Genomic DNA, 24,066 nt, shown 5'->3' with positions numbered 1-24,066 from the left:
ACCGCATCGATGGTGCATGAACACGGTCTCGGGAGGTGCGACGTCAGAACGGCTTGGCGACCACGAGGAAGACGATGGCCAGCAGTACCAGCACGGGAAGCTCGTTGAGGAGGCGCAGCGTCTTGCCCGAGGGCAAGGTGCCGCCGGCCATGCTCCGCTTGAGCAGGCGCCCGGTCCAGATGAAATACGCCAGCATCAGCACCACGAGCGCGAGCTTGGCGTGCAGCCAGCCGCCAGCGATGTGGAAATAGAGCCAGAGCACGAGGCCGAAGAGAAACGCCATGCCGAACATGCTGTGGCCGAACTTGTAGAGACGGCGGCCCATGAGGTGCAGGCGGTCCCTGACCGCCACGGGTTCGTTCGCCACCTCGGTCACGTTCACCAGGATGCGCGGGAGGTAGAACACCGTGGCCATCCAGGCGATGACGAACACGATGTGCAGCGACTTGACGATCAGGTAGGCCACCGTGGGGTACTCCGCCGGGAAAGCCGCAGTTTAGCCGGTCACAAGCGCTGCAGGATGCGGCGTTGTGCCCCGGACCGGCAAGGAACGGTGGGCGGCACCGACATACCGGGCCGATGGATTAAGGGAATACTCAAGGCAATACGACAACCGAAAAGGAAGGTTCATGGCCGTGCACGGGAAGAAATGGGGTCAGCCCAAGCGCGGCGTTGTTCCGCCCGGCGAGCCACCCCATGATGGCGGCATGGAATCCCGAATCGCCACCCTCGAAGTCGACATGAAATACGTCCGCCGCGACCTCGACGAGGTGCGCGACGACGTGCGCGTGATCCGCGACCGCGTGGGCTCCATCGAGACGACGCTGGCCGGCATGTCCGCCCGAGCCGAAGCGGGTTTCGAGGCCGTGGACACGCGGTTCGAATCCATGGAGTCGAGGCTCGACGCGAAGTTCGACACCGTGGACGCGAAATTCGAAGCGAAGTTCGAGGCGATGGATGCGAAATTCGACGCCATGGATGCGAAGTTCGATGCCATGGATGCGAAGTTCGATGCCATGGACGCGAAATTCGACGGCTCCGAAAGCCGGTCGGATGCGAAGTTCAAGGGCCTGGACGACAAGTTCGAGGCGAAGTTCGAAGCAATCATGGCGAAACTCGAAAAGCTCGATGCCTTTCCAACGAAGCTGCAGCTTTCCCTATGGTTCGGTGGCGCCATGCTCTTTTTCCTGAGCTGCACGGTCGCCATCATCGCGGTCTTGCTCAGGATGATGGGGCATACCGATCTGGCGAACGTCGTCGAGGCCGTGCGCGGCTGACGCCTGCCGCCGCTTACCCACTCAGGCGCGGGGCAACGAAAGCGGGGCAACAAAAAAGGAGCCGCGGGGCTCCTTTCTTTTTTCTTCAGACCACTCCCCGATCGAGGAAAGTGGTGGGCGGTACAAGGATCGAACTTGTGACCCCTACCATGTCAAGGTAGTGCTCTACCGCTGAGCTAACCGCCCGAAGAGCTGCGCAGTTTAGCGGCAGCCACCCCCTCGTGCAAGGGGGTGACCCCAAAATCAGCGCAAGGCCTTTTCCCGGAGGCGGTGGATCTCGTCACGGAGCTTCCCAGCCTCCTCGAACTCCAGGTTCTGGGCGTGATTGTACATGCGGGCCTCGAGCTTCTTGATCAGGGAGCCGGCCTGCTCGGGGCTGAGCGCGGCGTAATCGGCCGCCTCTTCGGCCACCTTCCGGGTCGTCTCCTTGCCCCTCTTGCCCTTGCCGCGAGAACCCACGTCGGCCCGGGCACCTTCCATGATGTCGGCGATACGCCGGACCACCGTCTTCGGAGTGATGCCGTTGGCGGCGTTGTACTCCATCTGCTTCTCGCGACGACGGGCCGTCTCGTCCATCGCCTCCTTCATCGAGCCGGTGATCTCGTCGGCGTAGAGAATCGCCTTACCGCGCACGTTGCGCGCCGCGCGGCCGATGGTCTGGATCAGTGAGCGCGTGGAACGCAGGAAGCCTTCCTTGTCGGCGTCGAGCACGGCCACCAGCGAGACCTCGGGCATGTCCAGGCCCTCGCGGAGCAGGTTGATGCCCACCAGCACGTCGAACTCGCCGAGGCGCAGGTCGCGGATGATCTCGGTGCGCTCGACGGTGTCGATGTCCGAGTGCAGGTAGCGCACCTTCACCTCGTGTTCGGAGAGGTAGTCGGTGAGGTTTTCGGCCATGCGCTTGGTGAGCGTGGTGACCAGCACGCGGTCGCCCATGGCGACGCGCTTGTGGATCTCACCGAGCAGGTCGTCCACCTGCGTGCGCACGGGGCGCACTTCCACCTCGGGATCGATGAGGCCCGTCGGACGCACCACGAGTTCGACGATGTTGTCGTCGGCCTGTTCCAGTTCGTATTTCGCCGGCGTGGCGGACACGTAGATCGCGCGCGGCTTGCGGCGTTCCCACTCCTCGAAGCGCAGGGGGCGGTTGTCCATGGCGGACGGCAGGCGGAAGCCGAACTCCACGAGGGTTTCCTTGCGCGAGCGATCGCCCTTGTACATGGCGCCCAGCTGCGGCACGGTCACGTGCGACTCGTCGACCACCATCAGGGCATCCGGCGGCAGGTAGTCGAACAACGTGGGCGGCGGCTCGCCGGGACCACGCCGCGTCATATGCCGCGAATAGTTCTCGATGCCCTGGCAGAAACCCACCTCAGCCATCATTTCCAGGTCGAAACGCGTGCGCTGCTCCAGGCGCTGCGCTTCCACCAGCTTGTTGTCGCGATACAGCTGCTCCAACCGCTCGGCCAGCTCGACCTTGATCGTCTCCATCGCGTTCAGCACGCTCTGCCGCGTGGTCGCGTAATGGGTTTTCGGATAGACCGTGTACCGCGGCACCTTGCGCAGCACCTCGCCCGTGAGCGGATCGAACAGCGACAGGTTTTCCACGTCGCCGTCGAAAAGTTCGATGCGCAACGCCTCGCTTTCCGACTCCGCCGGAAACACGTCGATGATTTCGCCGCGCACGCGATACGTACCGCGGCGCAGCTCCATCTCGTTGCGCACGTACTGCAGCTCCGTCAGCTGGCGGATCAGCGCGCGTTGCTCGATATGCTCGCCACGGGAAAGGATGAGGCGGAGGCTCATGTAGTCCTCCGGGTCGCCCAAGCCGTAGATGGCCGACACGGTGGCCACGATCAGCGAGTCCCGCCGCGACAGCAACGCCTTGGTGGCGGCCAGGCGCATCTGCTCGATGTGGTCGTTGATGCTCGAATCCTTCTCGATGAAGGTATCCGAGGCCACCACGTAGGCTTCCGGCTGGTAGTAGTCGTAGTAGCTCACGAAGTACTCCACCGCGTTATGCGGAAAGAACTCCTTGAACTCGCCATAGAGCTGGGCCGCCAGGGTCTTGTTCGGTGCCAGCACGATGGTCGGCTTCTGTACCTGGGCGACCACGTTGGCGATCGTGAAGGTCTTGCCCGATCCGGTAACGCCGAGCAGCGTCTGGGCGGCAAGGCCCGCCTCGAAGCCGTCCACGAGCTTGCGGATGGCATTGGGCTGGTCGCCGGAGGGCTGGTAGGGAGAGACGAGCTGGAAGCGATCGGTCATGGCTGACGATATGCGGGCTCAAAGGCCAAGTTTAAAGCGACGGCGCCTACGGGACGTGACGCAGCGCACCGCTACCCCTGCCCCCGCCTGGACGCCCAGCATTCGGCGTTTTTTCACGGTGTCGTTCCCCATGCCTCCTCGTCCCCACCGAGGTTTCACCCTCGTCGAGCTTCTCATCGTCCTCGTCATCGTGGGCCTCACCGCCGCCCTCGCCGTCCCCGCCCTCACCGACGCCCTGGACCGACGGCGCATCCGCCATGCCGCGGAAGCCTTGCGTGACGACCTCGACCACGCCCGCCTCGAAGCCGTGACCAGCGCCCAGGCGGTAAGGGTCATGGCCCGCCCGGGCATCCGGGGCTGGGCGGGCGGATGGATGGCGCAGCGCGGATACCTGCCTTTGTGGGCCGCCAGCAGTGAACCCCTGGATACACGCCTGCGTAGTGCCCACTCGCGCCCCTCGCTCTCCTTCGGCCCGGATGGCGGAACGGGTGACAACCAGACCATCACCTTCTGCACGGGGGGCAAGCAGGCCTTTGCCCTGAGTGTGGTCATCGCACGGGAGGGCCGGGCCCGTGTCGCGCCCGCCGAACACGACCGCGTCACGTCGTGCGCGGGAAGACGAGGCTGAAGGCCCGGACCGCCCTGCGTCGAGTGACCCGATAGACGTGCCGTGCGTCACTATGGCGTCCACACCCCAGGAGATCGACCGGAATGCCTCCTCGTCCGCCGACCGCCATGATCGCGTGCGCCCTCCTGGGGGCCTGCTCCGCGCCACAGACACCGACGAATCCAGGGCGCTCCACGCCAGCATCCACGACGGCCCCCATGCCGACCGCCAACACGTCGATACCGCCTTACGTGCTCGACGGCACCGAGGCCCGCACGGTGCATGCGCGAAAGCTCGGACGCGATTACCAGGTTTTCGTCAGCCTGCCGGTCGACTATGCCGATCAGTCGTGCTTGGCGGCTTCGAGACCCTGAGTAAGGACAAGACCGACCGCCGCTTCAACGCAAGCGTGGACATGATCGGTGACAATCGCCGTTTCGTGACCGAGCTCCAGTCGAGGCATTACCCGCACTTGCACATCGACCTGCAAACGGTGCCTGGCGAGGACCATCCCACGGTGTTTCCGATGATTATCACGCGCGGCATCCTTTGGGCGCTGCCGGGCAAGCGCTCCGTCGCTCCGACGGAATAACGACAACAAGAAAGGCCGTGCATCGCTGCACGGCCTTTCAGAATCTGGCGCCCGAAGTTGGACTCGAACCAACGACCCCCTGATTAACAGTCAAGTGCTCTAACCGGCTGAGCTATTCGGGCGGGGAGCTGCGTATTTTGTGGATATGGGAGGGGGCTGTCAAGCGTCTGCGATCGCTCAGGACCTGGATACGTGAGGATTCCCCGCGACGTACCACCGCCAGAGCAAATCCGTGCCTTCACGAATTCCGATTCGAGCGGACCCAGGGACGTTTTCCGGCGCGGGCACGCCATCGTCGAGCATCGCGTACCCCTCTCGCGGGCGTACGAGATCGATGCCGTTCTGTTCGCCGGTGATGCCCAAGGCCTGGGCAAGCCGCGCGGGCCCGCTGCACAGTTCGCGGTCCTTCTTCGCCTTCGGCCGCGCGGCGCGCATCCGTTCGATGCCGGCGACCGGCTCCAGCGCGCGGAACAACACGCCTGAACCCTCCCCTTCGTCACCGCAGACGACGTTGGCGCACCAGTGCATGCCGTAGGTGAAGTAGACATACATGTGGCCCGGCGGCCCGAACATGACCGCGTTTCGCGCGGTCTTGCCGCGGAACGTGTGGGCCGCCGGGTCAATGGCGCCCACATAGGCCTCGACCTCGACCACGCGCCCCGCCCGCCCGTCGGCGACGGCCAGCACCTTGTTGAGCAACTCGGGCCCGACGAGGCGCGGGTCGCGCCGGAAGAAGTCGCGAGCGATGATCTCGCCCGGCCAGCGAACCCGCGATGGCGTCATGCGTGCTCCGGCGCTTCGCCGTCGGTGTCCGGATCGGGACCGGGCCGCTTCACCGGCTCGTCGTCCGTCGGAGGCGGGAAGGTGCCGGGCGGCTTTCGCTCGGTATCGGGGACGGGGCGGCGGGCACGCGACATGACGGACTCCGTGGTTCAGACGGGTTGTCCCTCTCCCGCCCAGGCACGCGACGATACCGGCGCGCGGTAGGTCGATGCATAGTACCGAAGCTCGGTCGACGGCGCGTCGTCAAGAACGCCTCGGGCGATCCGCGCATCACCGGCGAGCCAGGCCGACCATGCATGAGGCGGCACGACCACCGGTTCGCGCGTGGTGGTGAGGTGCCGCGCCAGCAGGGTGTACGAGAGTACGCCGTCGCCCGACAGGTTCCACAGTCCCGCCATGCAGACCAGTCGATCCCGCAGGGGCCGTGCAAGCAGGGTGCTCCCTCGCTCGCCTTCCGCTCCCATGACGAAGATCCCCGTGGCGGGAACGAGGCAGCGACGGCTGAGGAAAGCCTCCCGATACGCCGGGCGCTCCGCTACCGTGCGGGCGTCGACGAACGCGGTGCGGTAGGCGAGCCACGGCCTGGCCGACCACGAGGGCAACATGCCCCAACGCTTACCGTGCAGGGATGGATGGCCGTCGACGCAGCAGACCACGGGCGCGTAGGTACCTGGCTCGATGCGGGGAAATACGCCGTAGGCACCGAGCGCGGACCTGGCATCGATGCCCAGGTCGCGCAGCGCGTTCCGTGTGCCACGGGTCACCGCCCAGGGCGGCATGAGTTCGTAACAGGCTTCCATGGCGCGCATCCTGGATCACACGATGCGCAACGGAACGTGCATGCGTCGCAGCCGGGCGAACCCGGCCGCGAACGCGTAGGGATCAGAACACGCCGAGCAGCCAGCACACCAGGACGATGGCGAGGACGACGCCGATACCGCCGCTGGGGCCGTAACCCCACGAACTCGAATAGCCCCAGGTCGGCAGGCCGCCGATGAGCGCGATCACGAGGACGACGAGCAGAATGGTGACGAGCATGGGACTTCCCTCCGTTGGTTGAACGGATCGCATGGTCGCGCGGGAAACCGTTTACAAGGCGTGACGCCGGAGCCAAGCCCCGGCGTCACGTTCAGCGCGCGGATGGCCGCGTCAGGTGCGCACCACGTAGCACGGCTCATAGGCGGTACCGCCGGGGAGCTTCATGCGATGCTGCTCCACGAAGGCCTTCAGCAGGTCGTCGAGGGCGAGCATGACGTCGGCCTCGCCGTCGATCACGAACGGACCGTGCTCGGCGATGGCGCGCACGCCCTCCTCCTTGACGTTGCCCGCGACGATGCCCGAGAACGCGCGGCGCAGGTCCGCCGCCAGTTCGTGGCGCGGACGGCCGCGATGCAACGCCAGCGACGCCATCGCTTCGTGCGTGGGACGGAACGGCTGCTGGAACGGCAGCGGGATGTCCAGCGCCCAGTTGAAGAAGAAGGCGTCCTTGTTGTCGAGGCGGTGATTGCGCACCTTGTCGATGCCCGACACCATCGCATGGGCCACGGCGGCGGGATCGTCGATGATGATGCGGTAATGCTTCGACACGTCGTCGCCCAGGCACAGGCGAAGGAAGCGGTCGATCTGCTCGAAGTACGGCGCCGACTTCTGCGGCCCGGTGAAGATCAGCGGGAACGGAATGCCCTTGTTCTGCGGCAAGAGCAGGATGCCGAGCATGTAGAGGATTTCTTCCGCCGTGCCGACCCCGCCCGGGAACACGATGATGCCGTGGCCGAGGCGCACGAAGGCTTCGAGACGCTTCTCGATGTCCGGCATGATCACCAGGTTGTTGACGATCGGGTTCGGCGACTCGGCCGCGATGATGCCCGGCTCGGTCACGCCGATGTAGCGATTGCCCTTGCGACGCTGCTTGGCATGGGCGATGGTCGCGCCCTTCATCGGGCCTTTCATCGCGCCGGGGCCGCAGCCCGTGCAGATGTCCATGCCGCGAAGGCCGAGCTGGTAGCCCACCCGCTTGGTGTATTCGTACTCGTCGCGCGAGATCGAATGGCCGCCCCAGCACACCACGAGGTTGGGATCGACCTGTGGGCGCAGGATGCGCGAATTGCGCAGGATCTCGAACACGGCGTGGGTGATGCCCACGGTGTCGTCGAGGTCGAAACCGCCGCTCTCCAGTTGCGTGGAGACGTAGACGATGTCGCGCACCACGGCGACGAGCAGCTCGTTGATGCCGCGGATGATGCGGCCGTCGACGAAGGCCTGTTCGGGCGCGTTCTTCAGTTCGATCTTGATGCCGCGATCTTCCTGCAGCACCTGGATGTCGAAATCGGGGTACTGCTCGAAGATCGTGCCCGGATCGTCGGAGAGGTTGCCCGAGGTGAGCACGGCCAGCGCGCAGCGGCGCAGCAGTTGATGCAGCCCGGACCCGCTCGCGTCGCGCAGTCGCGCGACCTCGTTGCGGGAGAGGATGTCGAGGCCGCCTGCCGGCGAAACGCGGGCGCTGACCGTCTTGCCGGAGACCGGCTCCCCGAACTGGATGGCATTCATGGTGTTACGTGTCCTTCTGACCGCGAATTAGCGGCGAACCCCGCCCCGGGATCTGGAGCGGACCGCTAAGGATCACGCGCGGCGATGGCGGGGGTCAAGTCCGGCCCCATGAAAAAAGCCGGCCCCTTTCGGGGCCGGCTTTCGTGCATCGAACGTGAGGGTACGCGCTTAGAACGTGTACTTGACGGTCAGCAGCACCGACCAGCGCTGGGCGAGGTCGTCGTTCTGGTTGACGTAGGTCGGGATCGCCAGCGGCTGGTACGTATTGCCGTTGGAGTACTTGGTGCCGGTGATGTTGTAGATGTACTTGCCGTTCACCTGATCCACGCCCGCGTAGTCCGCCAGGGCACGGCCGCCCGGGAAGGTCACGCGCTTTTCGATGCCCCAGTGCTTGTTGAGCAGGTTGCCGAAGTTGTAGACGTCGAGTTTGACGATGCCGCGGTCCTTGCCGAAGATGCCCGGGATTTCCTGCTGGAAGCTCAGGTCGATCTGGTTGATCCAGCCGGCACGATCGCCGTTGCGCTGGGCCGGCTGGCCTTCGTGCTTCTTCAGGTAGTCGTTGTGGTCGATGTAATCGAAGAACGAGTCCTGCAAGGCCTGGCTGGTACCCGGCGTGAATTCCACGCCGCCACGGGTCGGAATGAACGCCACGTCATTATTGGTGATGCCGTCGCCGTTGGCGTCGTTACCGAACGACCACGTGTACGGGTAGGCCGAGTGGCCATCGTAGAACATGCTCGCGGTGGTGTTGTAGTCACCGAAGAAGGCGTGGCGCCAGGTCAACGCGGCGATCACGCGGCGCGGCACCGAGTAGTTCGAGGTGCTGGCCTTGTCTTCGTTGACGTTGTAGACGTAGTTGTTGTTGAAGTTCGAGCTGGCGACGCTGGAGGTGCCCGGGTTGACTTCGGTCGAACGGCTCCAGGTGAAGCCGGCCATGGCCGACCAGCTGTCGGAGAACTCCTTCTTCAACGTAAAGGCCAAGCTCTCAGCCTTGCCCTTGCTCGTGTTGCCCAGTTCGATGCTTGAGCCGGAGAAGGACTTGTTGGCATTCGCGCGAGCCGTGCCACCGCCCTTGCTCGGATCGCCGAACTTGGTCCAGTACAGGTTGCGGCCGTCGGGACCGACGAGGGTCGGGGCACCGAGGTTGATGTTCTTGAAGTAAATCGCGTCACGCTGGTCGATGTGTTCGTAATCGACGCTGGCGACCAGGCCCCACCACGGCAGTTCCTTGTCGAAGCCAAGGCTCAGCTTCCACGCGGTCGGGATGTTCCAGTCCTTGGTAATGACGTTGACGGTCTGCTGACCGGCGCCGACGGCACCGTCGAACTGATGCGCGGGGTCGGTGCTGAGCGGCGGCAGCGTCGCGGGCGTGTTGCAGGGCGGGCTCTGCGTCGGGCCGCAGACGAACTGCGTCTGGGTCACGCCCGAGTTCGAGAAGATGTTGCCCAGCCACACGGCCGGCTGGTTGGTCACGAACAGGCCGGCACCGCCACGCAGCTGCGTCATGTGTTCGGTGTCGAACATGTAGTTGAACGACATGCGCGGCTGGACCACGCGGTGGCCGTCGATGGTGTACTGGTTGGTCTGGCCGTAACCCGCCGGCGCCGCAGCGGCATAGCGGGCGTTATACAGCGGCTTGTCGTTCATCAGCGGGATGTCGACGCGGAAACCGTACTGCAGCGACAGGTTCGGGGTGACCTGCCAGGTATCCTGCAGGAACACGCCCCACTGCTGCACGCTGTACGCGGCGGCAACATCGTTGAGGCCCAGGCCGGTGGCCGGACGGTTATAGCTGTATTTCCAGTACTTGCCGTTGGCGAAGTTGTCCAGGCCGTTGTTGGCGCCGTTGGCGGCCGGCAGCTCTTCGAACGTGTAGCTGCCGAACGCACCCTGCAGGAACAGGTTGTAGTACTTGTCCTTCTCGTAGTCGAAGCCGCCCTTGACGGTGTGGTCGCCGAGGTACAGGGTGCCCGCCCACGCCGCGGTGAGGGACTTCACGTCGAGCACGTTGGCCTGCGAGGAGAACTCCGTGCCGAACTCGACCGCGCCGCCATTGGCGAAGGTGGTCGGGTAGACGGTCACGTCCGGCATGTCGATGCCGTTGTACGGGCTGCGATCCTGGTGGAACTTCGAGTACGACACGTAGGCGTCGCTGGAGAAGATGTCCGACCAGTCGTCGTAGAAGTGCAGCACGTACGACTTGTTGTCTGCGGCGGTCTTATACCAGCCGCTGGACAGCACGAGCTTGGTGTCCGAACCGGTGATGACCGGCTTGTTTTCCTTCGTCTCGTTGTAGGTGAAGCTGGCACGGTGGCTGTCGGTGATGTTCCAGTCGAGCTTGCCGACGTAGCGCTTGTCCTGCAGGTTGGAATTGCCGCCGCCGACCGAACCGATGTCGCCGAAGCCGAGCTGCGAGGCGACATTGCGCACCTGCTGCAGCTGCGCGTTGGTCAAGCCCTTGACCGGGGTGGCCGCGCCGGAATCCGACGGGCCGTACGGGCTGCCCGAACCGATCTGCTTGCTCTTCTCGTACAGGCCGAAGAAGAACAGCTTGTCCTTGATGATCGGGCCGCTGAACGTGCCGCCGGCGGTGAACTGGCGATCGAAACCGGCGTACTTCTTGTCCAGTTCGTTGTCGCCGATCATGTTCTGGTTCTGGAACGCGTAGTACACCGAACCGTGGAAGTCGTTCGTACCGCTCTTGGTGACGGCGTTGACGTTCGCGCCGAGACCGCGGCGGGTGGCCACGTCGTAGTTGGCGGTCGAGATCTGGTACGACTCGATCGCGTCCTGCGAGATCGGCGTGCCGAGGGTCGGCAGGCCGTTGGCGTTCAGGCCGAACGGATCGTTGGCCGACACCGAGTCGATGGTGATGTTGTTGTAGCGGCTGTTCTGGCCCACGGCCGAGATCTCGCCGCGGGCGCGGTCGGTGATGACCACGCGCGGATCCATGCGCACCACGTTCTGGATCGAGCGACCCGGGGTCGGGATCGACTCGAGCTCCTGGCGCGAGATGTTCGTCGACAGGCCCTTGTTGTCCGGGGTGAAGGTCTGGTTGACCGAGGTGGCCGAGACCGACACGCCTTCGAGGGTCTGCGCGCTGGCGCCGGCGGCGGCCGGGGCGGCGAGGTTCACCGCGGTGACCTGGCCCAGGGCGAGGTAGACGTCCTTCTGCTCGACGACTTCCTGGCCGCCCTTGGTCACGACCACGTCGAACGGACCGCCCACGCGCAGGCCCTGCGCGGCATAACGGCCTTCGGCGTCGGTCTGCACGATCTTGGTGGTGCCCGACGGCTCGTGGACGAGCTTGACGTCGGCGTTCGCCACCGGCTGGCCACTGCCGTCGACGACACGGCCGCTGATGGAGGACGAGGTGTCCTGGGCGAACGCGGGTGCCGCCAGAAGCGAGGCGATCGCGAACGGCAGGAGTTTGGCGCGGATTCGGCTATTCATTAATGGTCGACCCTGTGGCTTGCAACGAAAATTCGGGCCAGACGAACGGATACCCGGCGGATTGCCGGGCTTGCGCATTGCGTCTTGGCGGTGTCCCCAAAAAGTGGCTTTGTCAGCGCTTGGGTGGCAGGGCTCGGTTCCGTGGAGCCCGCGGCGACAATTGTTAAGTCACTTTAACGACATTGTATGACAGTTTTGTAACGTTTTCACGCGACTTCTATAAATACCACTTTTCACGGACTGGCGCCCTTCCCGCGCCAGTCTTTGAAATTCAAGCATTTTTTCCGAGATAGCGGGAACGCTTGGCGGGCTTCAGAGAAGCCAGGTCCAACATCACCAGGCCGTCGATGCAACCGGCGAAGTCGGGATCCTCGTTGAATCCGAGGAATTGCACGCCCTCGGGCTCCACCAGGTCGACGTACTGCCGATAGAGCACCGGCAGGGTCACGCCCAGCGCATCGAGGCGGTGGCGCAGCTTGCCCAGGCCGGTGGCGGCATCGAGCCCTTCCAGTTCCTTGCGAACCAGGTCGATGGTCGACTCGGGAATGACGAAGGGCTGGCGCGCGGTAGCCAGGCCCGGCACGCCGAAGAAGTGTTCGTGCGCGGCCGCAATCCACTGGCGGGCTTCGAGCGGCATGCTGACCGACATGCTGACCGGGCCGAACAGGTAGCGCAGCTCGCGGTGACGCTGAAGGTAGAGGCCGATGCCCTGCCAGAGGTGGTCGAGCGAGCGCGAACGCCAGTAGGCCGGCACGATGAAGCTGCGACCGAGTTCCAGGCCCTGGGACAGGCGGGACTCCAGCGCGGGCGAGTAGTCGAACAGGCTCGACGTGTAGAGCGCGGACATGCCGCGTTCGGCGATCACCCGGCCGCCATGGCCGAAGCGATAGGCGCCCACGATGCGCAGCGCCCTGGCGTCCCACAGCACGAGGTGCTCGTAATAGGGGTCGTACGCGTCGAGGTCACGGCGCTTGCCGGTGCCCTCGCCCACGCGACGGAAGGTCAGCTCGCGCAGGCGGCCGATCTCGCGCAGCGCGGCGCTGTCATCGGAGCCCTGCATGAGCAGGATCTTCTTGCCGTCGGGCAGCTCGGCGAGCAGTTCGGCCTTGTCCAGGTCGGCCACCACGCGCTCGATCGGTTCGGGATGCGCCAGCGGGGTCTGCCCGCCGAACACCAGGCCGCGCTGCCGGGCCACGCGATACACGTGGCGGCGCATCAGCTTGGCGGCCTGCTCCGAGGAGCCGCCGCTGACCTGCTTGAGTTCTTCGGCGTCCACCAGCTTGCCGATGCGGAAGTTCAGGCGCTGCTTGCCCGAGGTGGCCTCGCGCGGAAGCATGGCCGTGCTCAGCGGCTTGGCCAGCATCGATAGCCCATAGAACGCCACCGAGTTGCGCGCCTGGATGTGCACGGGGAGTACCGGCACCCCGGTGCGCATCGCGATGCGGGCGAAACCGTCGGACCACTTGCCGTCGCGCACGCCCGCCGGGCTCACTCGGGAGACTTCGCCGGCCGGAAAGAGGATGAGCACTTCGCCTGCCTCGATCGAACGGAAGATCGCGCGCATGCGCGAGGCGGCGCCCTTGCCGAACACGTCGACGGGAAGCAGCAGGTTACCCAGCTGGGGCACGGCGGCCAGTACGTCGTTGCCCAGGATGCGCACGTCCCGGCGCACCGAGCCGATCAGCTGGATCAAAGCGATGGCGTCTACCATGCCCAGGGGATGGTTGGCGACGACCAGCAACGGGCCTTCGACGGGAATGTTTTCGCGCTCGCGCTCGGTGACACGGCAGCTGACGCCCAGGTAATCGAGCGTCTTCTCGCAGAATTCGAAGCCCAGTGCCGTACCGGCGTGAGCGAGCGTATGGTTGAAGCGGTCTTCGTGGGCCAGCGTCTCCAGCACGCCCGTGATCGGCTTGCGGATCTTCGGGTGCTGGGCCAGCCAGGGCAGACGCTCCATCAGGGTCTGGTCGATGCTCAGCATGATCTAGGCTCCCTTTGACGTCGAACGGTGGTTACCGAACGGGGCCGGTGCGGAGTCGTGTTTTCTCATAGCGCCTTCGAACGTCCTCTATGGCCCCCATCCGGCGGCCTGACTCATGCCCGGAGACGGACCCCAAGTCCGCCCCCGCCCATGCTCGCGGGCAATTATGACAGTTACCCTACCGTCGCGTATGTTCCTACGGCAATGTGCCATGACGGATCCCCCTGTCGGGGGTCAGACGGCGATGTGAAGATAGGCCGACAGGCCGCTGAGGAACATCTGCACCGAAAGCGCGATCAGGAGCATGCCCATCAGGCGTTCCAGCGCCGTCAGCACGCTCTCGCCCAGCCACTTGAACAGGAAGGTGGAGCTGAGCAGGATCACCGAGGTGGCGAGCCAGGCCAGGAACAGCGCGATGCCCCACTCCGCCGTGCGTCCGGGCTGCGAGTTGGTCAGCAGGAGCAGGGCCGCCATGGCCGACGGCCCGGCCACGCCCGGGATGGCCATGGGCACGATGAACGGCTCGCCTTCGCCCGGCTTGCCGAACACGCCGCCTTCCACGGGCGGAAACACCATGCGGATGCCGATCAGGAACAGCACGATGCCGCCGGCGATGCTCACCGACTCCTGGCGAAGCTGGAGCACTTTGAGGATGTACTGGCCGCCGAGCAGGAACGCCACCAGCACGCCCAGCGCGATCAGCAGCTCGCGCACCATCACCTTGCGGCGGCGCTGCGGGGGCACGTCCTTCAGCAGGGCCAGGAACAGCGGGATGTTGCCCAGCGGATCCATGATGAGGAACAGCAGGATGCCCGCGGACAACGTCGTCATCTGCGTTTCCATGAAAGAACTCCTTGAGCGGCGCCGCCGTTCGCCCGGCGGCGCGATGGATCAGTGGGCGTGGCGAAGATCGAGCACGGTGCCGCGCGCATCGGCGCCGGCGGCGGAGAGAAGGTAGACGATGGCTTCGGCCGATGCCGTGGGCAGCGGGCGTTCGAGCGTGTTCTCGCCGTAATACGCGGCGCGGCGCAGGGCCGTGCGCATGGGCGGCGGCAACAGGGCGTGCACGCGCAGCGTGCCGCGGCCGTTTTCCGCGTGCAGAACGGCGGCCATGCGTTCGACGCCCGCCTTGGATACGCCGTAGCCACCCCAGTGGGCGCGCGACACGAGGTCCGGGTCGTCGAACACGAACACCACGGCACCGTCGCCCGTGCGCTCCAGCAGCGGCATGCAGGCCTGGGTGAGCGCGAACGGCGCGGAGACGTTGACCTGCATCGCGCGCAGCCAGTCGTCGGGCTTGTGCATGGCGATGGGGGTCAGTTCGTTGAAGTGCGCCGCGGCGTGCACGACGCCATCGAGGCGTCCCAGTTCATTTTCGATGCCGTCGGCCAGCGCCGCGTAGTCGGCGGGCGTGGCGCTCTCGAGGTCGAGGGGATGGATGACCGGCTGGGGACCGCCGAGTGCCACGAGCTCGTCGTAGAGTTTTTCCAGCGGGCGCACCTTGCGGCCGGTGATGACCACGGTAGCCCCGGCGCGCACGGCCGCCCGCGCGGTTTCGCCGCCCAGGCCGCCGGTGGCGCCCGTGACCACGACGACGCGACCGGCCAGCCCGCCGGGCTGCGGCGCCCAGCCGGCGGGCAGCCGCGCCGAAGGCAGCGCGCTCACGACTCGGCCCCCGCCACGTCGGCCGCCATGCGCTTGAGTTCACCCGCCGCATGCAGGTCTTCGACGATGTCGCAACCGCCGATGAATTCTCCTAGCAGGAACAGCTGCGGAAACGTCGGCCAGTTGGAGTAGTGCGGCAGGCCCGCGCGGATGCGCGGGTCGGCCAGCACGTTCACCGGATGGAACGTGGCGCCGGCCGCCTCGAGCGCCTTCGCCGCCCGGTCGGAGAATCCGCAGGTGGGGTACTCCGGCGTGCCTTTCATGAAAAGCACGATCGGATGGGCCCCCACGATGGCCTTGATCTCGTCTACGACGTCCATAGGTCGGGTTTCATCATTAGAATGCTGACAGTTGCATAGTGTAGCAGCGCGGCGGCCAAGCCCCCGCTGCCCCTTTTCTTCCCCCAGCCACCGCTAAGGAGTCCGCCAATGGCGTTCGAACTTCCCCCGCTTCCCTACGAGAAGAATGCCCTGGAGCCGCACATCTCGGCCGAGACCCTCGAGTTCCACTACGGCAAGCACCACCAGACCTACGTGACGAACCTCAACAACCTCGTCAAGGGCACCGAGTTCGAGGGCAAGAGCCTGGAGGACATCGTCAAGACCTCCTCCGGCGGCATCTTCAACAACGCCGCGCAGACCTGGAACCACACCTTCTACTGGCATTCGATGCGTCCGGCCTCGCAGCAGGCCGAACCGCCGGCCAAGCTCGCCGACGCGCTGACCAAGGCCTTCGGCTCCGTCGACAAGTTCAAGGAGGAATTCAACAAGCAGGCCGCCGGCAACTTCGGTTCGGGCTGGACCTGGCTGGTGCAGCGCCCCGACGGCTCGCTGGCCATCGTCAACACGTCCAACGCGGCCACGCCGATCACCGGCAGCGACAAGCCGCTGTTCACCGCCGACGTGTGGGAACACGCCTACTACATCGACTACCGCAACGCCCGCCCGAAGTATCTCGAGAACTTCTGGTCGGTCGTGAACTGGGACTTCGCGGCCAAGAACCTGGCCTGATGCATCGCGAAAAGGCCGGGATCACCCCGGCCTTTTCTTCAACCGACCACCGGCTCGATCCACGATGCGGGTATCGGGCCGATGAAAGTGATTTCCCTCGTACTGCCGATGGCCGCATGCAACGCGAAGTGGTTGGCGCGATCGACCGTTTCCGCGTCGATCAGCAGGTGCGGCATGAAAGGCACCTTGCGCGCGCCCGGCACCGCCCTGGCCCATTCCACCCGCTGCATCGAGCGCATGTCGATCCGATAGATCGTTCCCCTGCCCGTATACCCACCGCACGAACGATCCGGGTCGGTGGAAACGAAAGGGCCTTTGGTCGGCGAGTTGATGATGTGGCGATGAAGCGCGGCAGCGTCGCGGCGGGCATCGAGCGACCCCGCATCGAGTTGCGCCAGCAATCCCGCCTTCGGCAAGAGGTGCGCGCCAAGGGAAGACTGCGCGAGGGTCTTGGTCCCCGCGTATACCCTGACGAGCTCCCTGAGGTCCTCCACGCGCATGGACCTGTACCAGGGAACGAAGCCTTCCCTCTTGATCTGCTCGACCGAGCGACCGTCCGCGCGATAGACGCACGGCAGCTGGTTTTCCGCGTTGGCGCTGTAGGTAGCGCTACGCAAGGGTAATGGGAACGTCATCGTCGAATCCTTTCGAAAGCCACTCGCGATGGAGCGGCAGCTAGAACAGTAGTGAACGCCGACCTGTCACGCCGGCGCTCTCGCCATTCTAGGAACGACGGCCGCGGCCGGGTATCGGAGCGCGGCCTAGGGCGTGCACCCGATCGTCAGCCGAGCACCTTCAACGCCGGGGCAACCTGTTCCTGCCGCCCGAGCCGCTCACCGACGTCGGCCAGTCGCATCCGCAACGTGCCGGCGTCCGGTGCGCAGATCGTGGCATGTCCCACCTTGCGGCCGGGACGCGGCTCCTTGCCGTAGTCGTGCCAATGGCCGTCGACGACGGAGAGAACCGGTGCGGGATCGGGCATCTCGCCGATCCAGTTGAGCATGGCGCTAGGGCCGCGCACGCCGGTGTCGCCCAGCGGCATGCCCAGAACGGCACGCACGTGATTCTCGAACTGGCTGGTGTGGGCACCTTCGATCGTCCAGTGACCGGAGTTGTGCACCCGTGGGGCCATTTCGTTGCCCAGCAGCCTGCCGCCCTGGACGAACAGTTCGAGGGCGAACACGCCCACGTAATCCATGGCCTCGGCGATTTTCTTCGCGTGGGCCCTGGCCGCGGCCTCGAGTTCGTCGGTGCAGCCCGGCAACGGCGCGAGGCTGAGCGACAGCACGCCGTCGACGTGCCAGTTGCGGGTGAGCGGCCAACTGCGGAACTCGCCGTCGCGGCCGCGCACGGCCACCACGGACACCTCGTAATCGAACGGCACGAAGGCTTCGAGAATCAGCCCGACGCGGGAAGCGGCCTCCCCTAGCGCCGCCCACGCGGCATCGATGTCGGCTTCGGTCTTCAGGCGGAACTGGCCCTTGCCGTCGTAACCCAGCCGGCGGGTTTTCAGCACCGCGGGCAGGCCGATGCGGCCGACCGCGCGCTGGAGATCGTCGCGCGTGTCCACCGGTTCGAACTCGGGAGTGGCAAGGCCGCACTCGCCGAAAAGCGTCTTCTCGCTGAGGCGATCCTGGGCGATCGCCAGGGCGCGAGGATTCGGGAAGACATCCACCAGACCGGCGAGGCGCTCGGCCGTGGCGGCGGGCACGTTCTCGAAATCGAAGGTGACCACGTCGACGCGGCGGGCGAACCCGGCCAGCGCGGCGTCGTCGTTCCAGTCGGCTACCACCAGTTCGGTCACCTGGCCGGCGCAGGCGTCGGCCACGTTGTCGACCACGAGGGCGCGCACGCCCAGCGGCGCGGCGGACAAGGCGAGCATCCGGGCGAGCTGGCCGCCGCCGAGGATGCCGAGGCAGGGAAGCTTGCGATTCACGCGCGGGGATCCGGGTTGTCGAGTACGGTCTGGGTCTGTTCGGCACGGAAGGCGTCGAGCGCGGCCGCGATGGCCGGATCGTGCAATGACAGCACCGAGGCGGCCAACAGGGCCGCGTTGGTGGCGCCCGCCCGCCCGATGGCGAGGGTGCCCACCGGGATGCCGGCGGGCATCTGCGCGATCGAAAGCAGGGAATCCATGCCATTGAGGGCCTTGGACTGCACCGGCACGCCGAACACCGGCAGGGACGTCTTGGCGGCGATCATGCCCGGCAGGTGGGCCGCGCCGCCGGCACCGGCGATGATCACCTGGATGCCACGATCGCGGGCCGTGGCGGCGTAATCGAAGAGCAGGTCGGGCGTGCGATGGGCCGAGACCACCCGCACCTCGTGGACCACGCCGAGGCGGGCCAGCATGGAGGAGGCGTGCTCCATCGTTTCCCAGTCCGAACGCGATCCCATCACCACGCCGACGCGGGGAGCGGTCGCCTCGTTGCCTTCAGTCATGGCCGGAGCATCCAAAAGTCGCTATTGTACGGGCATTCCCGTTTTGCAGGTTGGCCCTCGAGGCCACGCTCCATGGACAAGCGCCTCATCGACATCCTCTGCTGCCCCGTCAGCAAACGCCCCGTGCGCCCGCTCACCGCCGGTGAGCGCGACAGCCTCAACGCCGCCATCCGCGCCGGCGGAGTGGACACCGTGGCGGGCGAAAAAGTGGCCGAACCCCTCGCCGAGGGCCTCATCACCACCGACGGCCAGGTGGTCTACCGGGTCGACGACGGCATCCCCGTCATGCTCCCCGAAGCGGGTATCGGCACCACCCAATTGAGCGGCTTTACGCCGGATACGGGTCGCGCGCAGAATCCGTGACAGCGGTCACGCTACGATAATCTGGCTCCCCCACAATGCCAGTCGGGGCGGGGGCCTGTTTGAATCCAGAGATGCGCGATGACTAACGCGAGCGAGCCGTCCAACGTGGTCGACCTGAGCCAGCGGCTCGACCCGCGCAGCGACCGCGTGGGCGCGCTCCTGGTCAGCGTGCGCGGCCTGGCCACCAAGCGCCTGCATGCCCTGGCCAGCAACATGTTCGAGAACATCGACGACGCGCTTTTCGATCTCGCCGAAAAGGCCGAGAACAATGCCGCGCAGACGCAGTTCTTCGACGGCATGCGCGAAGTGCGCAAGAAGCGCGCGATCGTCGAGCGCACCTTCCTCGGCCAGGTCGCCCGCGACCTGGCCGACTTCTCCGCCGGCCGCGCCCGCGCGCCCGACGCCGAAGCGGGAGCACGCCCGCTCGCCAACATCGAGCTGAGCCTCGTCGGCGAGAACGAACTGGAAGAATCCCTCGCCATCACCAGCATGGTGGGCAAGAACGAGCAGCGCCTCGCACGTGCGTTGTTCGCCGTGAACCAGCGCCTTTCGGTGATCTGCGGCGGCACCCGCATGGACGACGCGAGCAATCCGGTCGGCCCGTCGTCGCTCGCCGCGGCCTTCCGCCAGGCGATGCGCGAACTGCTGGTCGAGGTCAAGGTCAAGCTCATCATCTACAAGCTGTTCGATCGTTACGTGCTCGCCGGTATCGACGAGCTCTACGACGACATCAACAACGAACTGGCGGCGGCCGGCGTGCTGCCGCAGTTGCGCCACGAGATTCCCACGCGCCGCAGCGATGCGCCCGCCCCCACCGGTCCCGTCGGCACGACCGCGCCCACGCAGGCCTCGGCCGCTCCCGTCGCACCGGTGACCGATGCGGCGGCCGCCGAGTTCATGCAGTCGCTGCACGCCTTGTTCAGCGCGCGGCGCGCGCCTGCCCCGGCCGTGGCGCAGGTGGGGCCGTTACCCAGCGCCACCGAGCTGCTAGGCGCGCTTACCCTGCTGCAGAGCCAGATCGCGGTGTTGCCCAGCGCCAGCGCGCCGCTCGAAACCCAGGCCGACGTCACCCGTGACGTGGCCCAGCTCAAGGCGCAGCTGCTCGCCCAGATCGGCCAGCTGCGCGGTCAGCAGACCGCCCACGTCGCAGGCATGGACGAAGACACCATCGACCTGGTGGGCATGCTCTTCGAATTCATCCTCGAGGATCACAACCTGCCGGCCGAAATGCAGGTGCTGCTCGCACGCCTGCAGATTCCCTATCTCAAGGTGGCGCTGCTCGACCGCCGGATGTTCGCGCACAAGTCGCACCCGGCACGCCAGCTGCTCGACGCGCTCGCCGACGCGGCCAAGGGCTGGTCGACCGACGCCGATCGTGACGGCCGCCTTTTCGACAAGGTGAAGTCGATCGTCGAGCGCCTGCTGCACGACTTCGACGACGACGTGGCGATCTTCAACCGCCTCGCCGCCGAGCTGCAGGAATTCCTCGACGTCAGCCGCAAGCGTGCCGAACTGGCCGAACAGCGCGTGGCCGAATCCACCCGCGGACGCGAAAAGCTCGAGCAGGCGCGCCGCCGCGCCGCCCAGGAAATCGTCGGTCGCGTCGACGGCGCAGCGCTGCCGCCGCTCATCTACGGCGTGCTGACCCGCGCCTGGGCCAACTACGTCGTGCTCACCCTGCTGCGCCAGGGTGACGAATCGCACGAGTTCAAGGAATCCCTGCGATTCATCGACGACTTCGTCGCCAGCGCGCAGCCCGCCCACGATGCGGAAAGCCGTCGCGCCTTGCGCACGCTGCTGCCCGGCATCGAGCGCTCGTTGCGCCGCGGCCTCGCGTCCGTGGCTTTCCAGGAAGCCGATACCGAGCAACTGCTCGGCCAGCTCCTGGCTTATTACCGGTCGCAGCTGGGCGAAGTCCCGGCCACGCCCGACGTCGCCAGCGGCGACGTGCCGCTTCCGCAGGCCATCCAGGCCATCGAGGAGCCGGCACCGATCGAACCCGACGACGAATCCGAGACGCTGGCCGACGAGGCCTTCGACGAGGCCTTCCTCGCGATGGTGCGTGAGCTCAAGGTAGGCCACTGGCTCGAATTCGTCGCCGAGGACGGCACGAGCGATCGCGCCAAGCTGTCGTGGATCAGCCCGATCAGCGGCCGCTACCTGTTCGTGAACCGTCGGGGCCTCAAGGTGGCCGACCACAGCCAGGCGGCGCTCGCTCAGGCGTTCGCGCAGGGCTCCGCGCGCGTGCTCGATTCCACCCTGCTCTTCGACCGCGCCATGGATGCGATCGTGGAAAAGCTCCGCACCGATGCGCCCGACGCCGGCTGACCCTTCCGATTCCCGATGAACGAATCCCAGACGCGACCCCTCGCCGACGCGGTGCCATCCGCTGCCGAGATCTTCATCGACGTACAGCGCGCTTTCGCGGAAGACATCGGCCCGGGTGACGCCACCGCCGACATGCTCGATCCGGACGCCCGAGCCACCGCCACCCTCACCTGTCGTGAAGACGCGGTGCTCAGCGGCGCGCCCTGGTTCGATGCCTGCTTTCGCACCCTCGACCCGGACGTGCGCATCGAGTGGTCGGCCCGCGACGGCGACCGCATCGCGGCCAGCTCGGTCGTCTGCCATCTCGCCGGCAAGGCGCGGGCCCTGGTCACCGCGGAACGCTCGGCACTGAACTTCCTCCAGTTGCTCTCGTCCACCGCCACGACCACCGCGCGCTACGTCGATGCGATCGCCGGCACCGGCACGCGACTGCTCGACACCCGCAAGACGCTGCCCGGCCTGCGTCGGGCACAGAAATACGCCGTGCGTTGCGGCGGTGGCATGAACCATCGCATCGGCCTGTTCGACGCGATGATGCTCAAGGAAAACCACATCATCGCCGCCGGCGGCATCGCGCAGGCCGTAGCCGCGGCGCGGGCGATCCACCCTGGCCTGCCGCTCATCGTCGAGGTGGAAAACCTCGACGAACTGGGCCAGGCCATCGAGGCCGGCGCCGATCGGGCACTCATCGACAACTTCAGCCTGCCGATGATGCGCGAGGCGGTGACCCTCGCGGCGGGACGGCTTCCGCTGGAAGTGTCCGGCAACGTGGAGATCGATACGATCCGGGCGATCGCGGAGACCGGGGTGGATTTCATTTCCAGCGGGGCGCTGACGAAGCATGTGCGCGCCGTCGATCTGTCGCTCCGGCTCGATCTGTAGGGCCGCGTTTTCACCGACCACCTTTCGCCGATACGATCGACTCCCGCCCTTTCGGTAGCCGGCTCTCACGGGAGGGGCTTGTCCTTGGCGAACATCGGCCACACACTCGGGGCATGTCCTCCTTCACCGACCTGTTCTGGCTTTTCGCGGCCGCCGCCGGTATCGGCGTCTGGTACAAGCTGACCCGCGCCCGTGAAATCGCGGTGCGCGCCGCGATGGGGCTATGCAAGCGCCATGGGCTGCAACTGCTCGACCAATCGGTGGGCCTGCGTGCCATCCGCCTGCAAGGCGTCGATGGGGGCCGGAGGCTGGAGCGCTGCTACGCGTTCGACGTGAGCGACGACGGCATGTCGCGTCACGCGGCGCGGCTGTGGATGGCGGGTAACGAAATCGCCAGCTTTTCCCTGCCGTTGTCGGGGTCGCCGGAGCTGGAGACGGTGGTCGCGACCGATCCGGGGATTTACGGCGGCAACGTGGTGTCGTTGGCGGACCGGCGGCGCTTGCAGTAAGGGCGGGACAGGCCCGAGGCGATAACCACACGCATCGCCGTGGGCACCGGCGAGCGGCGATTGGCCGGGCTGAACCGCATGAACCGACGACGGCGAAGAAGCCGATGGTCGTCGTTACTTGACCACTCGCAAATGCGGCGCCCCGCGCTTGGGGCGGCTGTCGTCGTCCCCGCCGGTCGCCGGCGCCTCCGCCGAGCCTTCCACGACCTCGAGCCCGTCGGCCGCCGGAGCGGATTCTTCGTTCTCGTCGGCCGGGAACATCATTCCCTGGCCGTTTTCCTGCGCATAAAGCGCCAGCACGGCCGACACGGGGATGACGATCGACTGGCTCACGCCGGAAAAGCGCGCCTGGAAGGCGATCCGGTCGTTGCCCAGGTCGAGGTTGGCCACCGCGCGCATGGCGAGGTTGAGTACGACCTGGCCGTTCTTGATCACGTGGGCCGGCACCTTCACGCCCGGCTGGCCGGCATCGACGAGCACATAGGGGGTGAGGCCGTTGTCGCTGATCCAGTCGTAGATCGCGCGCAGGAGATAGGGCCGATTGGAAGTCATGCCCGAGCTTTCGTTGGTATCCATGGAAAACCGTCCTCGTCGTTCCCGCCGGTCGCCCCGGCAGGGCAAGGTCAGGGCACAGTTTAAGGGATACGCGCTTGCAGGGCTAACCCGGCGTGAAATCGTAGTCGGGACGCATCGCCCGCTCTTCCGCCGTGAGGCTTCGGGCGAAGCCCTGGCTGTGAAAGAGGCGCTCGCCGTAATCGACGATGGGCTTGCCGTCCTTACCCAGGTCCACGCCCAGGTAGGGCAGGCGCCAGACCACGGGAGCCACGAGGCAGTCGATCAGGCTCATTTCGGGATTGAGGAAGAACCGCGAGGCCTTGAACAGTTCGACCGAAACGAGCAGGTGCTCGCGCAACCGCCGGCGTGCCGCGGCGACGTCCCGCCCCCCTTCCAGGATGGTCTCGATCTCGGGCAGCCAGTCGTTCTCGATGCGCCAGGTGGCCAGGCGCAGGCGCGCCCGGGACAGCGGATCGATGGGCATGAGTGGCGGGTGCGGATAGCGTTCGTCGAGGTACTCGACGACCACGGCCGTGTCGTACACCGTGAGGTCGCGGTCGACCAGGGTGGGCAGCGTGCCGTAGGGATTGAGTTCCAGGAGGTCGGTGGTGGGCTGGTCGGCCTTGAGGATGATCCGGTCGTAGGCGACGCCTTTGGCCGCCAGCACCAATCGCGTGCGATGGCTGTGGATATCGTCGGCACTGGTATAGAGCGTCAACGCCGTACGCGAACGTGCATGTTGGACCATCTTCGCGATCTCCCTCCCTGCGTGCCGGTATACGAAGGGGGCGACCCTGGGGCCGC

General features: G+C 66.2%; 26 protein-coding genes and 2 tRNA genes. 9 read left to right on the top strand and 19 right to left on the bottom strand.

Features of this window, described 5'->3' with window-relative positions; translation table 11 throughout:
- Positions 1-43: 43 nt before the first annotated feature.
- Positions 44-466, bottom strand: a complete 423-nt coding sequence (locus JNG39_RS13680; RefSeq protein WP_368312157.1) for a CopD family protein — start codon at positions 464-466, stop codon at positions 44-46.
- A 241-nt stretch (positions 467-707) separates the two neighbouring features.
- Here JNG39_RS13680 and JNG39_RS13675 point away from each other — a divergent pair, with 241 nt between their 5' ends.
- The gene (locus tag JNG39_RS13675; RefSeq protein ID WP_368312156.1) at positions 708-1,277 is read left to right on the top strand and encodes a hypothetical protein; all 570 of its coding nucleotides are present in this window, start codon (positions 708-710) and stop codon (positions 1,275-1,277) included.
- 111 nt (positions 1,278-1,388) lie between these two features.
- Here JNG39_RS13675 and JNG39_RS13670 read toward each other — a convergent pair.
- Both JNG39_RS13670 and uvrB read right to left on the bottom strand, forming a co-directional pair.
- Positions 1,389-1,463 (bottom strand) — tRNA-Val (locus JNG39_RS13670).
- A gap of 57 nt (positions 1,464-1,520) precedes the next feature.
- Positions 1,521-3,545 (bottom strand): excinuclease ABC subunit UvrB, encoded by a 2,025-nt coding sequence (uvrB, locus tag JNG39_RS13665; RefSeq protein ID WP_368312154.1) that lies wholly within the window; start codon positions 3,543-3,545, stop codon positions 1,521-1,523.
- Positions 3,546-3,675: 130 nt separating this feature from the next.
- Here uvrB and JNG39_RS13660 point away from each other — a divergent pair, with 130 nt between their 5' ends.
- From JNG39_RS13660 to JNG39_RS13650, 3 genes are all read left to right on the top strand, one after another.
- Positions 3,676-4,173, top strand: coding sequence for a GspH/FimT family pseudopilin (locus JNG39_RS13660; protein WP_368312152.1), 498 nt, complete (start codon positions 3,676-3,678; stop codon positions 4,171-4,173).
- Positions 4,174-4,370: 197 nt separating this feature from the next.
- A complete protein-coding gene (locus JNG39_RS13655; RefSeq protein ID WP_368312151.1) occupies positions 4,371-4,526 on the top strand; it encodes a hypothetical protein in 156 nt (51 codons plus the stop codon).
- Complete coding sequence (locus JNG39_RS13650) at positions 4,502-4,744, top strand: hypothetical protein (RefSeq protein ID WP_368312149.1); 243 nt, start codon at positions 4,502-4,504, stop codon at positions 4,742-4,744. Before JNG39_RS13655 ends, JNG39_RS13650 begins: the two co-directional genes overlap by 25 nt.
- 45 nt (positions 4,745-4,789) lie before the next feature.
- Here JNG39_RS13650 and JNG39_RS13645 read toward each other — a convergent pair.
- From JNG39_RS13645 to grxD, 11 genes are all read right to left on the bottom strand, one after another.
- Positions 4,790-4,866 (bottom strand) — tRNA-Asn (locus JNG39_RS13645).
- Between the two features lie 55 nt (positions 4,867-4,921).
- A complete protein-coding gene (locus tag JNG39_RS13640) occupies positions 4,922-5,527 on the bottom strand; it encodes a DNA-3-methyladenine glycosylase (protein WP_368312148.1) in 606 nt (201 codons plus the stop codon).
- Positions 5,524-5,661, bottom strand: coding sequence for a hypothetical protein (locus tag JNG39_RS13635; protein WP_247368483.1), 138 nt, complete (start codon positions 5,659-5,661; stop codon positions 5,524-5,526). Before JNG39_RS13635 ends, JNG39_RS13640 begins: the two co-directional genes overlap by 4 nt.
- 15 nt (positions 5,662-5,676) lie before the next feature.
- Positions 5,677-6,327 (bottom strand): SOS response-associated peptidase family protein, encoded by a 651-nt coding sequence (locus JNG39_RS13630; protein ID WP_368312146.1) that lies wholly within the window; start codon positions 6,325-6,327, stop codon positions 5,677-5,679.
- 82 nt (positions 6,328-6,409) lie between these two features.
- Entirely contained in the window at positions 6,410-6,565 is a 156-nt protein-coding gene (locus JNG39_RS13625; RefSeq protein ID WP_368312145.1) for a DUF3309 family protein, read from the bottom strand.
- 111 nt (positions 6,566-6,676) lie between these two features.
- Positions 6,677-8,074 carry a nucleotide 5'-monophosphate nucleosidase PpnN gene (gene ppnN, locus JNG39_RS13620; RefSeq protein WP_368312144.1) on the bottom strand — a complete coding sequence of 466 codons (1,398 nt, stop codon included), beginning with the start codon at positions 8,072-8,074 and terminating at the stop codon, positions 6,677-6,679.
- Positions 8,075-8,242: 168 nt separating this feature from the next.
- Positions 8,243-11,527 carry a carboxypeptidase regulatory-like domain-containing protein gene (locus JNG39_RS13615; RefSeq protein ID WP_368312142.1) on the bottom strand — a complete coding sequence of 1,095 codons (3,285 nt, stop codon included), beginning with the start codon at positions 11,525-11,527 and terminating at the stop codon, positions 8,243-8,245.
- Between the two features lie 271 nt (positions 11,528-11,798).
- A complete protein-coding gene (locus tag JNG39_RS13610; protein WP_368312141.1) occupies positions 11,799-13,508 on the bottom strand; it encodes a lysophospholipid acyltransferase family protein in 1,710 nt (569 codons plus the stop codon).
- Positions 13,509-13,742: 234 nt separating this feature from the next.
- Complete coding sequence (locus JNG39_RS13605) at positions 13,743-14,339, bottom strand: YhgN family NAAT transporter (RefSeq protein WP_368312826.1); 597 nt, start codon at positions 14,337-14,339, stop codon at positions 13,743-13,745.
- Between the two features lie 60 nt (positions 14,340-14,399).
- On the bottom strand, positions 14,400-15,173 hold the full coding sequence (locus tag JNG39_RS13600; protein ID WP_368312139.1) for an SDR family NAD(P)-dependent oxidoreductase: 774 nt from the start codon (positions 15,171-15,173) through the stop codon (positions 14,400-14,402).
- Complete coding sequence (gene grxD, locus JNG39_RS13595; protein ID WP_368312138.1) at positions 15,170-15,493, bottom strand: Grx4 family monothiol glutaredoxin; 324 nt, start codon at positions 15,491-15,493, stop codon at positions 15,170-15,172. Before grxD ends, JNG39_RS13600 begins: the two co-directional genes overlap by 4 nt.
- A gap of 108 nt (positions 15,494-15,601) precedes the next feature.
- On the opposite strand from grxD, the gene JNG39_RS13590 reads away from it, so the two are divergent.
- Entirely contained in the window at positions 15,602-16,183 is a 582-nt protein-coding gene (locus JNG39_RS13590) for a Fe-Mn family superoxide dismutase (protein WP_368312137.1), read from the top strand.
- Positions 16,184-16,221: 38 nt separating this feature from the next.
- Here the strand turns inward: JNG39_RS13590 and JNG39_RS13585 are convergent, their stop codons facing one another.
- From JNG39_RS13585 to purE, 3 genes are all read right to left on the bottom strand, one after another.
- On the bottom strand, positions 16,222-16,818 hold the full coding sequence (locus JNG39_RS13585) for a hypothetical protein (RefSeq protein ID WP_368312135.1): 597 nt from the start codon (positions 16,816-16,818) through the stop codon (positions 16,222-16,224).
- 146 nt (positions 16,819-16,964) lie between these two features.
- Entirely contained in the window at positions 16,965-18,119 is a 1,155-nt protein-coding gene (locus JNG39_RS13580) for a 5-(carboxyamino)imidazole ribonucleotide synthase (protein ID WP_368312134.1), read from the bottom strand.
- Positions 18,116-18,625, bottom strand: a complete 510-nt coding sequence (purE, locus tag JNG39_RS13575; RefSeq protein ID WP_368312133.1) for a 5-(carboxyamino)imidazole ribonucleotide mutase — start codon at positions 18,623-18,625, stop codon at positions 18,116-18,118. Before purE ends, JNG39_RS13580 begins: the two co-directional genes overlap by 4 nt.
- A gap of 72 nt (positions 18,626-18,697) precedes the next feature.
- Between purE and JNG39_RS13570 the strand changes: the two genes are divergently transcribed.
- From JNG39_RS13570 to JNG39_RS13555, 4 genes are all read left to right on the top strand, one after another.
- Positions 18,698-18,988, top strand: a complete 291-nt coding sequence (locus tag JNG39_RS13570; RefSeq protein ID WP_368312131.1) for a Trm112 family protein — start codon at positions 18,698-18,700, stop codon at positions 18,986-18,988.
- Positions 18,989-19,066: 78 nt separating this feature from the next.
- Positions 19,067-21,316 (top strand): DUF1631 domain-containing protein, encoded by a 2,250-nt coding sequence (locus JNG39_RS13565; protein WP_368312130.1) that lies wholly within the window; start codon positions 19,067-19,069, stop codon positions 21,314-21,316.
- A gap of 15 nt (positions 21,317-21,331) precedes the next feature.
- Entirely contained in the window at positions 21,332-22,198 is an 867-nt protein-coding gene (gene nadC, locus JNG39_RS13560; protein ID WP_368312128.1) for a carboxylating nicotinate-nucleotide diphosphorylase, read from the top strand.
- 113 nt (positions 22,199-22,311) lie between these two features.
- A complete protein-coding gene (locus JNG39_RS13555; RefSeq protein ID WP_368312127.1) occupies positions 22,312-22,707 on the top strand; it encodes a DUF3301 domain-containing protein in 396 nt (131 codons plus the stop codon).
- A gap of 114 nt (positions 22,708-22,821) precedes the next feature.
- Here JNG39_RS13555 and JNG39_RS13550 read toward each other — a convergent pair whose 3' ends face one another.
- Both JNG39_RS13550 and JNG39_RS13545 read right to left on the bottom strand, forming a co-directional pair.
- Positions 22,822-23,283 (bottom strand): ClpXP protease specificity-enhancing factor, encoded by a 462-nt coding sequence (locus JNG39_RS13550; protein ID WP_368312126.1) that lies wholly within the window; start codon positions 23,281-23,283, stop codon positions 22,822-22,824.
- 82 nt (positions 23,284-23,365) lie between these two features.
- Complete coding sequence (locus JNG39_RS13545) at positions 23,366-24,010, bottom strand: glutathione S-transferase N-terminal domain-containing protein (protein WP_368312125.1); 645 nt, start codon at positions 24,008-24,010, stop codon at positions 23,366-23,368.
- Between the last annotated feature and the right edge of the window lie 56 nt (positions 24,011-24,066).

Origin of the sequence: Luteibacter sp. CQ10 (genome assembly GCF_040900725.1) — a bacterium.
Lineage (GTDB): Bacteria > Pseudomonadota > Gammaproteobacteria > Xanthomonadales > Rhodanobacteraceae > Luteibacter.
Note: the sequence above shows the minus strand (reverse complement) of the source record. Positions and strands in the feature narration are given on the sequence as shown.

Excerpts from the sequence above, each read along its gene's own strand:
- JNG39_RS13675 (WP_368312156.1), top strand. The coding sequence starts at position 708 with ATGGAATCCCGAATCGCCACCCTCGAAGTCGACATGAAATACGTCCGC.
- uvrB (WP_368312154.1), bottom strand. The coding sequence starts at position 3,545 with ATGACCGATCGCTTCCAGCTCGTCTCTCCCTACCAGCCCTCCGGCGAC.
- JNG39_RS13660 (WP_368312152.1), top strand. The coding sequence starts at position 3,676 with ATGCCTCCTCGTCCCCACCGAGGTTTCACCCTCGTCGAGCTTCTCATC.
- JNG39_RS13655 (WP_368312151.1), top strand. The coding sequence starts at position 4,371 with ATGCCGACCGCCAACACGTCGATACCGCCTTACGTGCTCGACGGCACC.
- JNG39_RS13640 (WP_368312148.1), bottom strand. The coding sequence starts at position 5,527 with ATGACGCCATCGCGGGTTCGCTGGCCGGGCGAGATCATCGCTCGCGAC.
- JNG39_RS13635 (WP_247368483.1), bottom strand. The coding sequence starts at position 5,661 with ATGTCGCGTGCCCGCCGCCCCGTCCCCGATACCGAGCGAAAGCCGCCC.
- JNG39_RS13630 (WP_368312146.1), bottom strand. The coding sequence starts at position 6,327 with ATGGAAGCCTGTTACGAACTCATGCCGCCCTGGGCGGTGACCCGTGGC.
- JNG39_RS13625 (WP_368312145.1), bottom strand. The coding sequence starts at position 6,565 with ATGCTCGTCACCATTCTGCTCGTCGTCCTCGTGATCGCGCTCATCGGC.
- ppnN (WP_368312144.1), bottom strand. The coding sequence starts at position 8,074 with ATGAATGCCATCCAGTTCGGGGAGCCGGTCTCCGGCAAGACGGTCAGC.
- JNG39_RS13615 (WP_368312142.1), bottom strand. The coding sequence starts at position 11,527 with ATGAATAGCCGAATCCGCGCCAAACTCCTGCCGTTCGCGATCGCCTCG.
- JNG39_RS13610 (WP_368312141.1), bottom strand. The coding sequence starts at position 13,508 with ATGCTGAGCATCGACCAGACCCTGATGGAGCGTCTGCCCTGGCTGGCC.
- JNG39_RS13605 (WP_368312826.1), bottom strand. The coding sequence starts at position 14,339 with ATGACGACGTTGTCCGCGGGCATCCTGCTGTTCCTCATCATGGATCCG.
- grxD (WP_368312138.1), bottom strand. The coding sequence starts at position 15,493 with ATGGACGTCGTAGACGAGATCAAGGCCATCGTGGGGGCCCATCCGATC.
- JNG39_RS13590 (WP_368312137.1), top strand. The coding sequence starts at position 15,602 with ATGGCGTTCGAACTTCCCCCGCTTCCCTACGAGAAGAATGCCCTGGAG.
- JNG39_RS13585 (WP_368312135.1), bottom strand. The coding sequence starts at position 16,818 with ATGACGTTCCCATTACCCTTGCGTAGCGCTACCTACAGCGCCAACGCG.
- purE (WP_368312133.1), bottom strand. The coding sequence starts at position 18,625 with ATGACTGAAGGCAACGAGGCGACCGCTCCCCGCGTCGGCGTGGTGATG.
- JNG39_RS13570 (WP_368312131.1), top strand. The coding sequence starts at position 18,698 with ATGGACAAGCGCCTCATCGACATCCTCTGCTGCCCCGTCAGCAAACGC.
- JNG39_RS13565 (WP_368312130.1), top strand. The coding sequence starts at position 19,067 with ATGACTAACGCGAGCGAGCCGTCCAACGTGGTCGACCTGAGCCAGCGG.
- nadC (WP_368312128.1), top strand. The coding sequence starts at position 21,332 with ATGAACGAATCCCAGACGCGACCCCTCGCCGACGCGGTGCCATCCGCT.
- JNG39_RS13555 (WP_368312127.1), top strand. The coding sequence starts at position 22,312 with ATGTCCTCCTTCACCGACCTGTTCTGGCTTTTCGCGGCCGCCGCCGGT.
- JNG39_RS13550 (WP_368312126.1), bottom strand. The coding sequence starts at position 23,283 with ATGGATACCAACGAAAGCTCGGGCATGACTTCCAATCGGCCCTATCTC.
- JNG39_RS13545 (WP_368312125.1), bottom strand. The coding sequence starts at position 24,010 with ATGGTCCAACATGCACGTTCGCGTACGGCGTTGACGCTCTATACCAGT.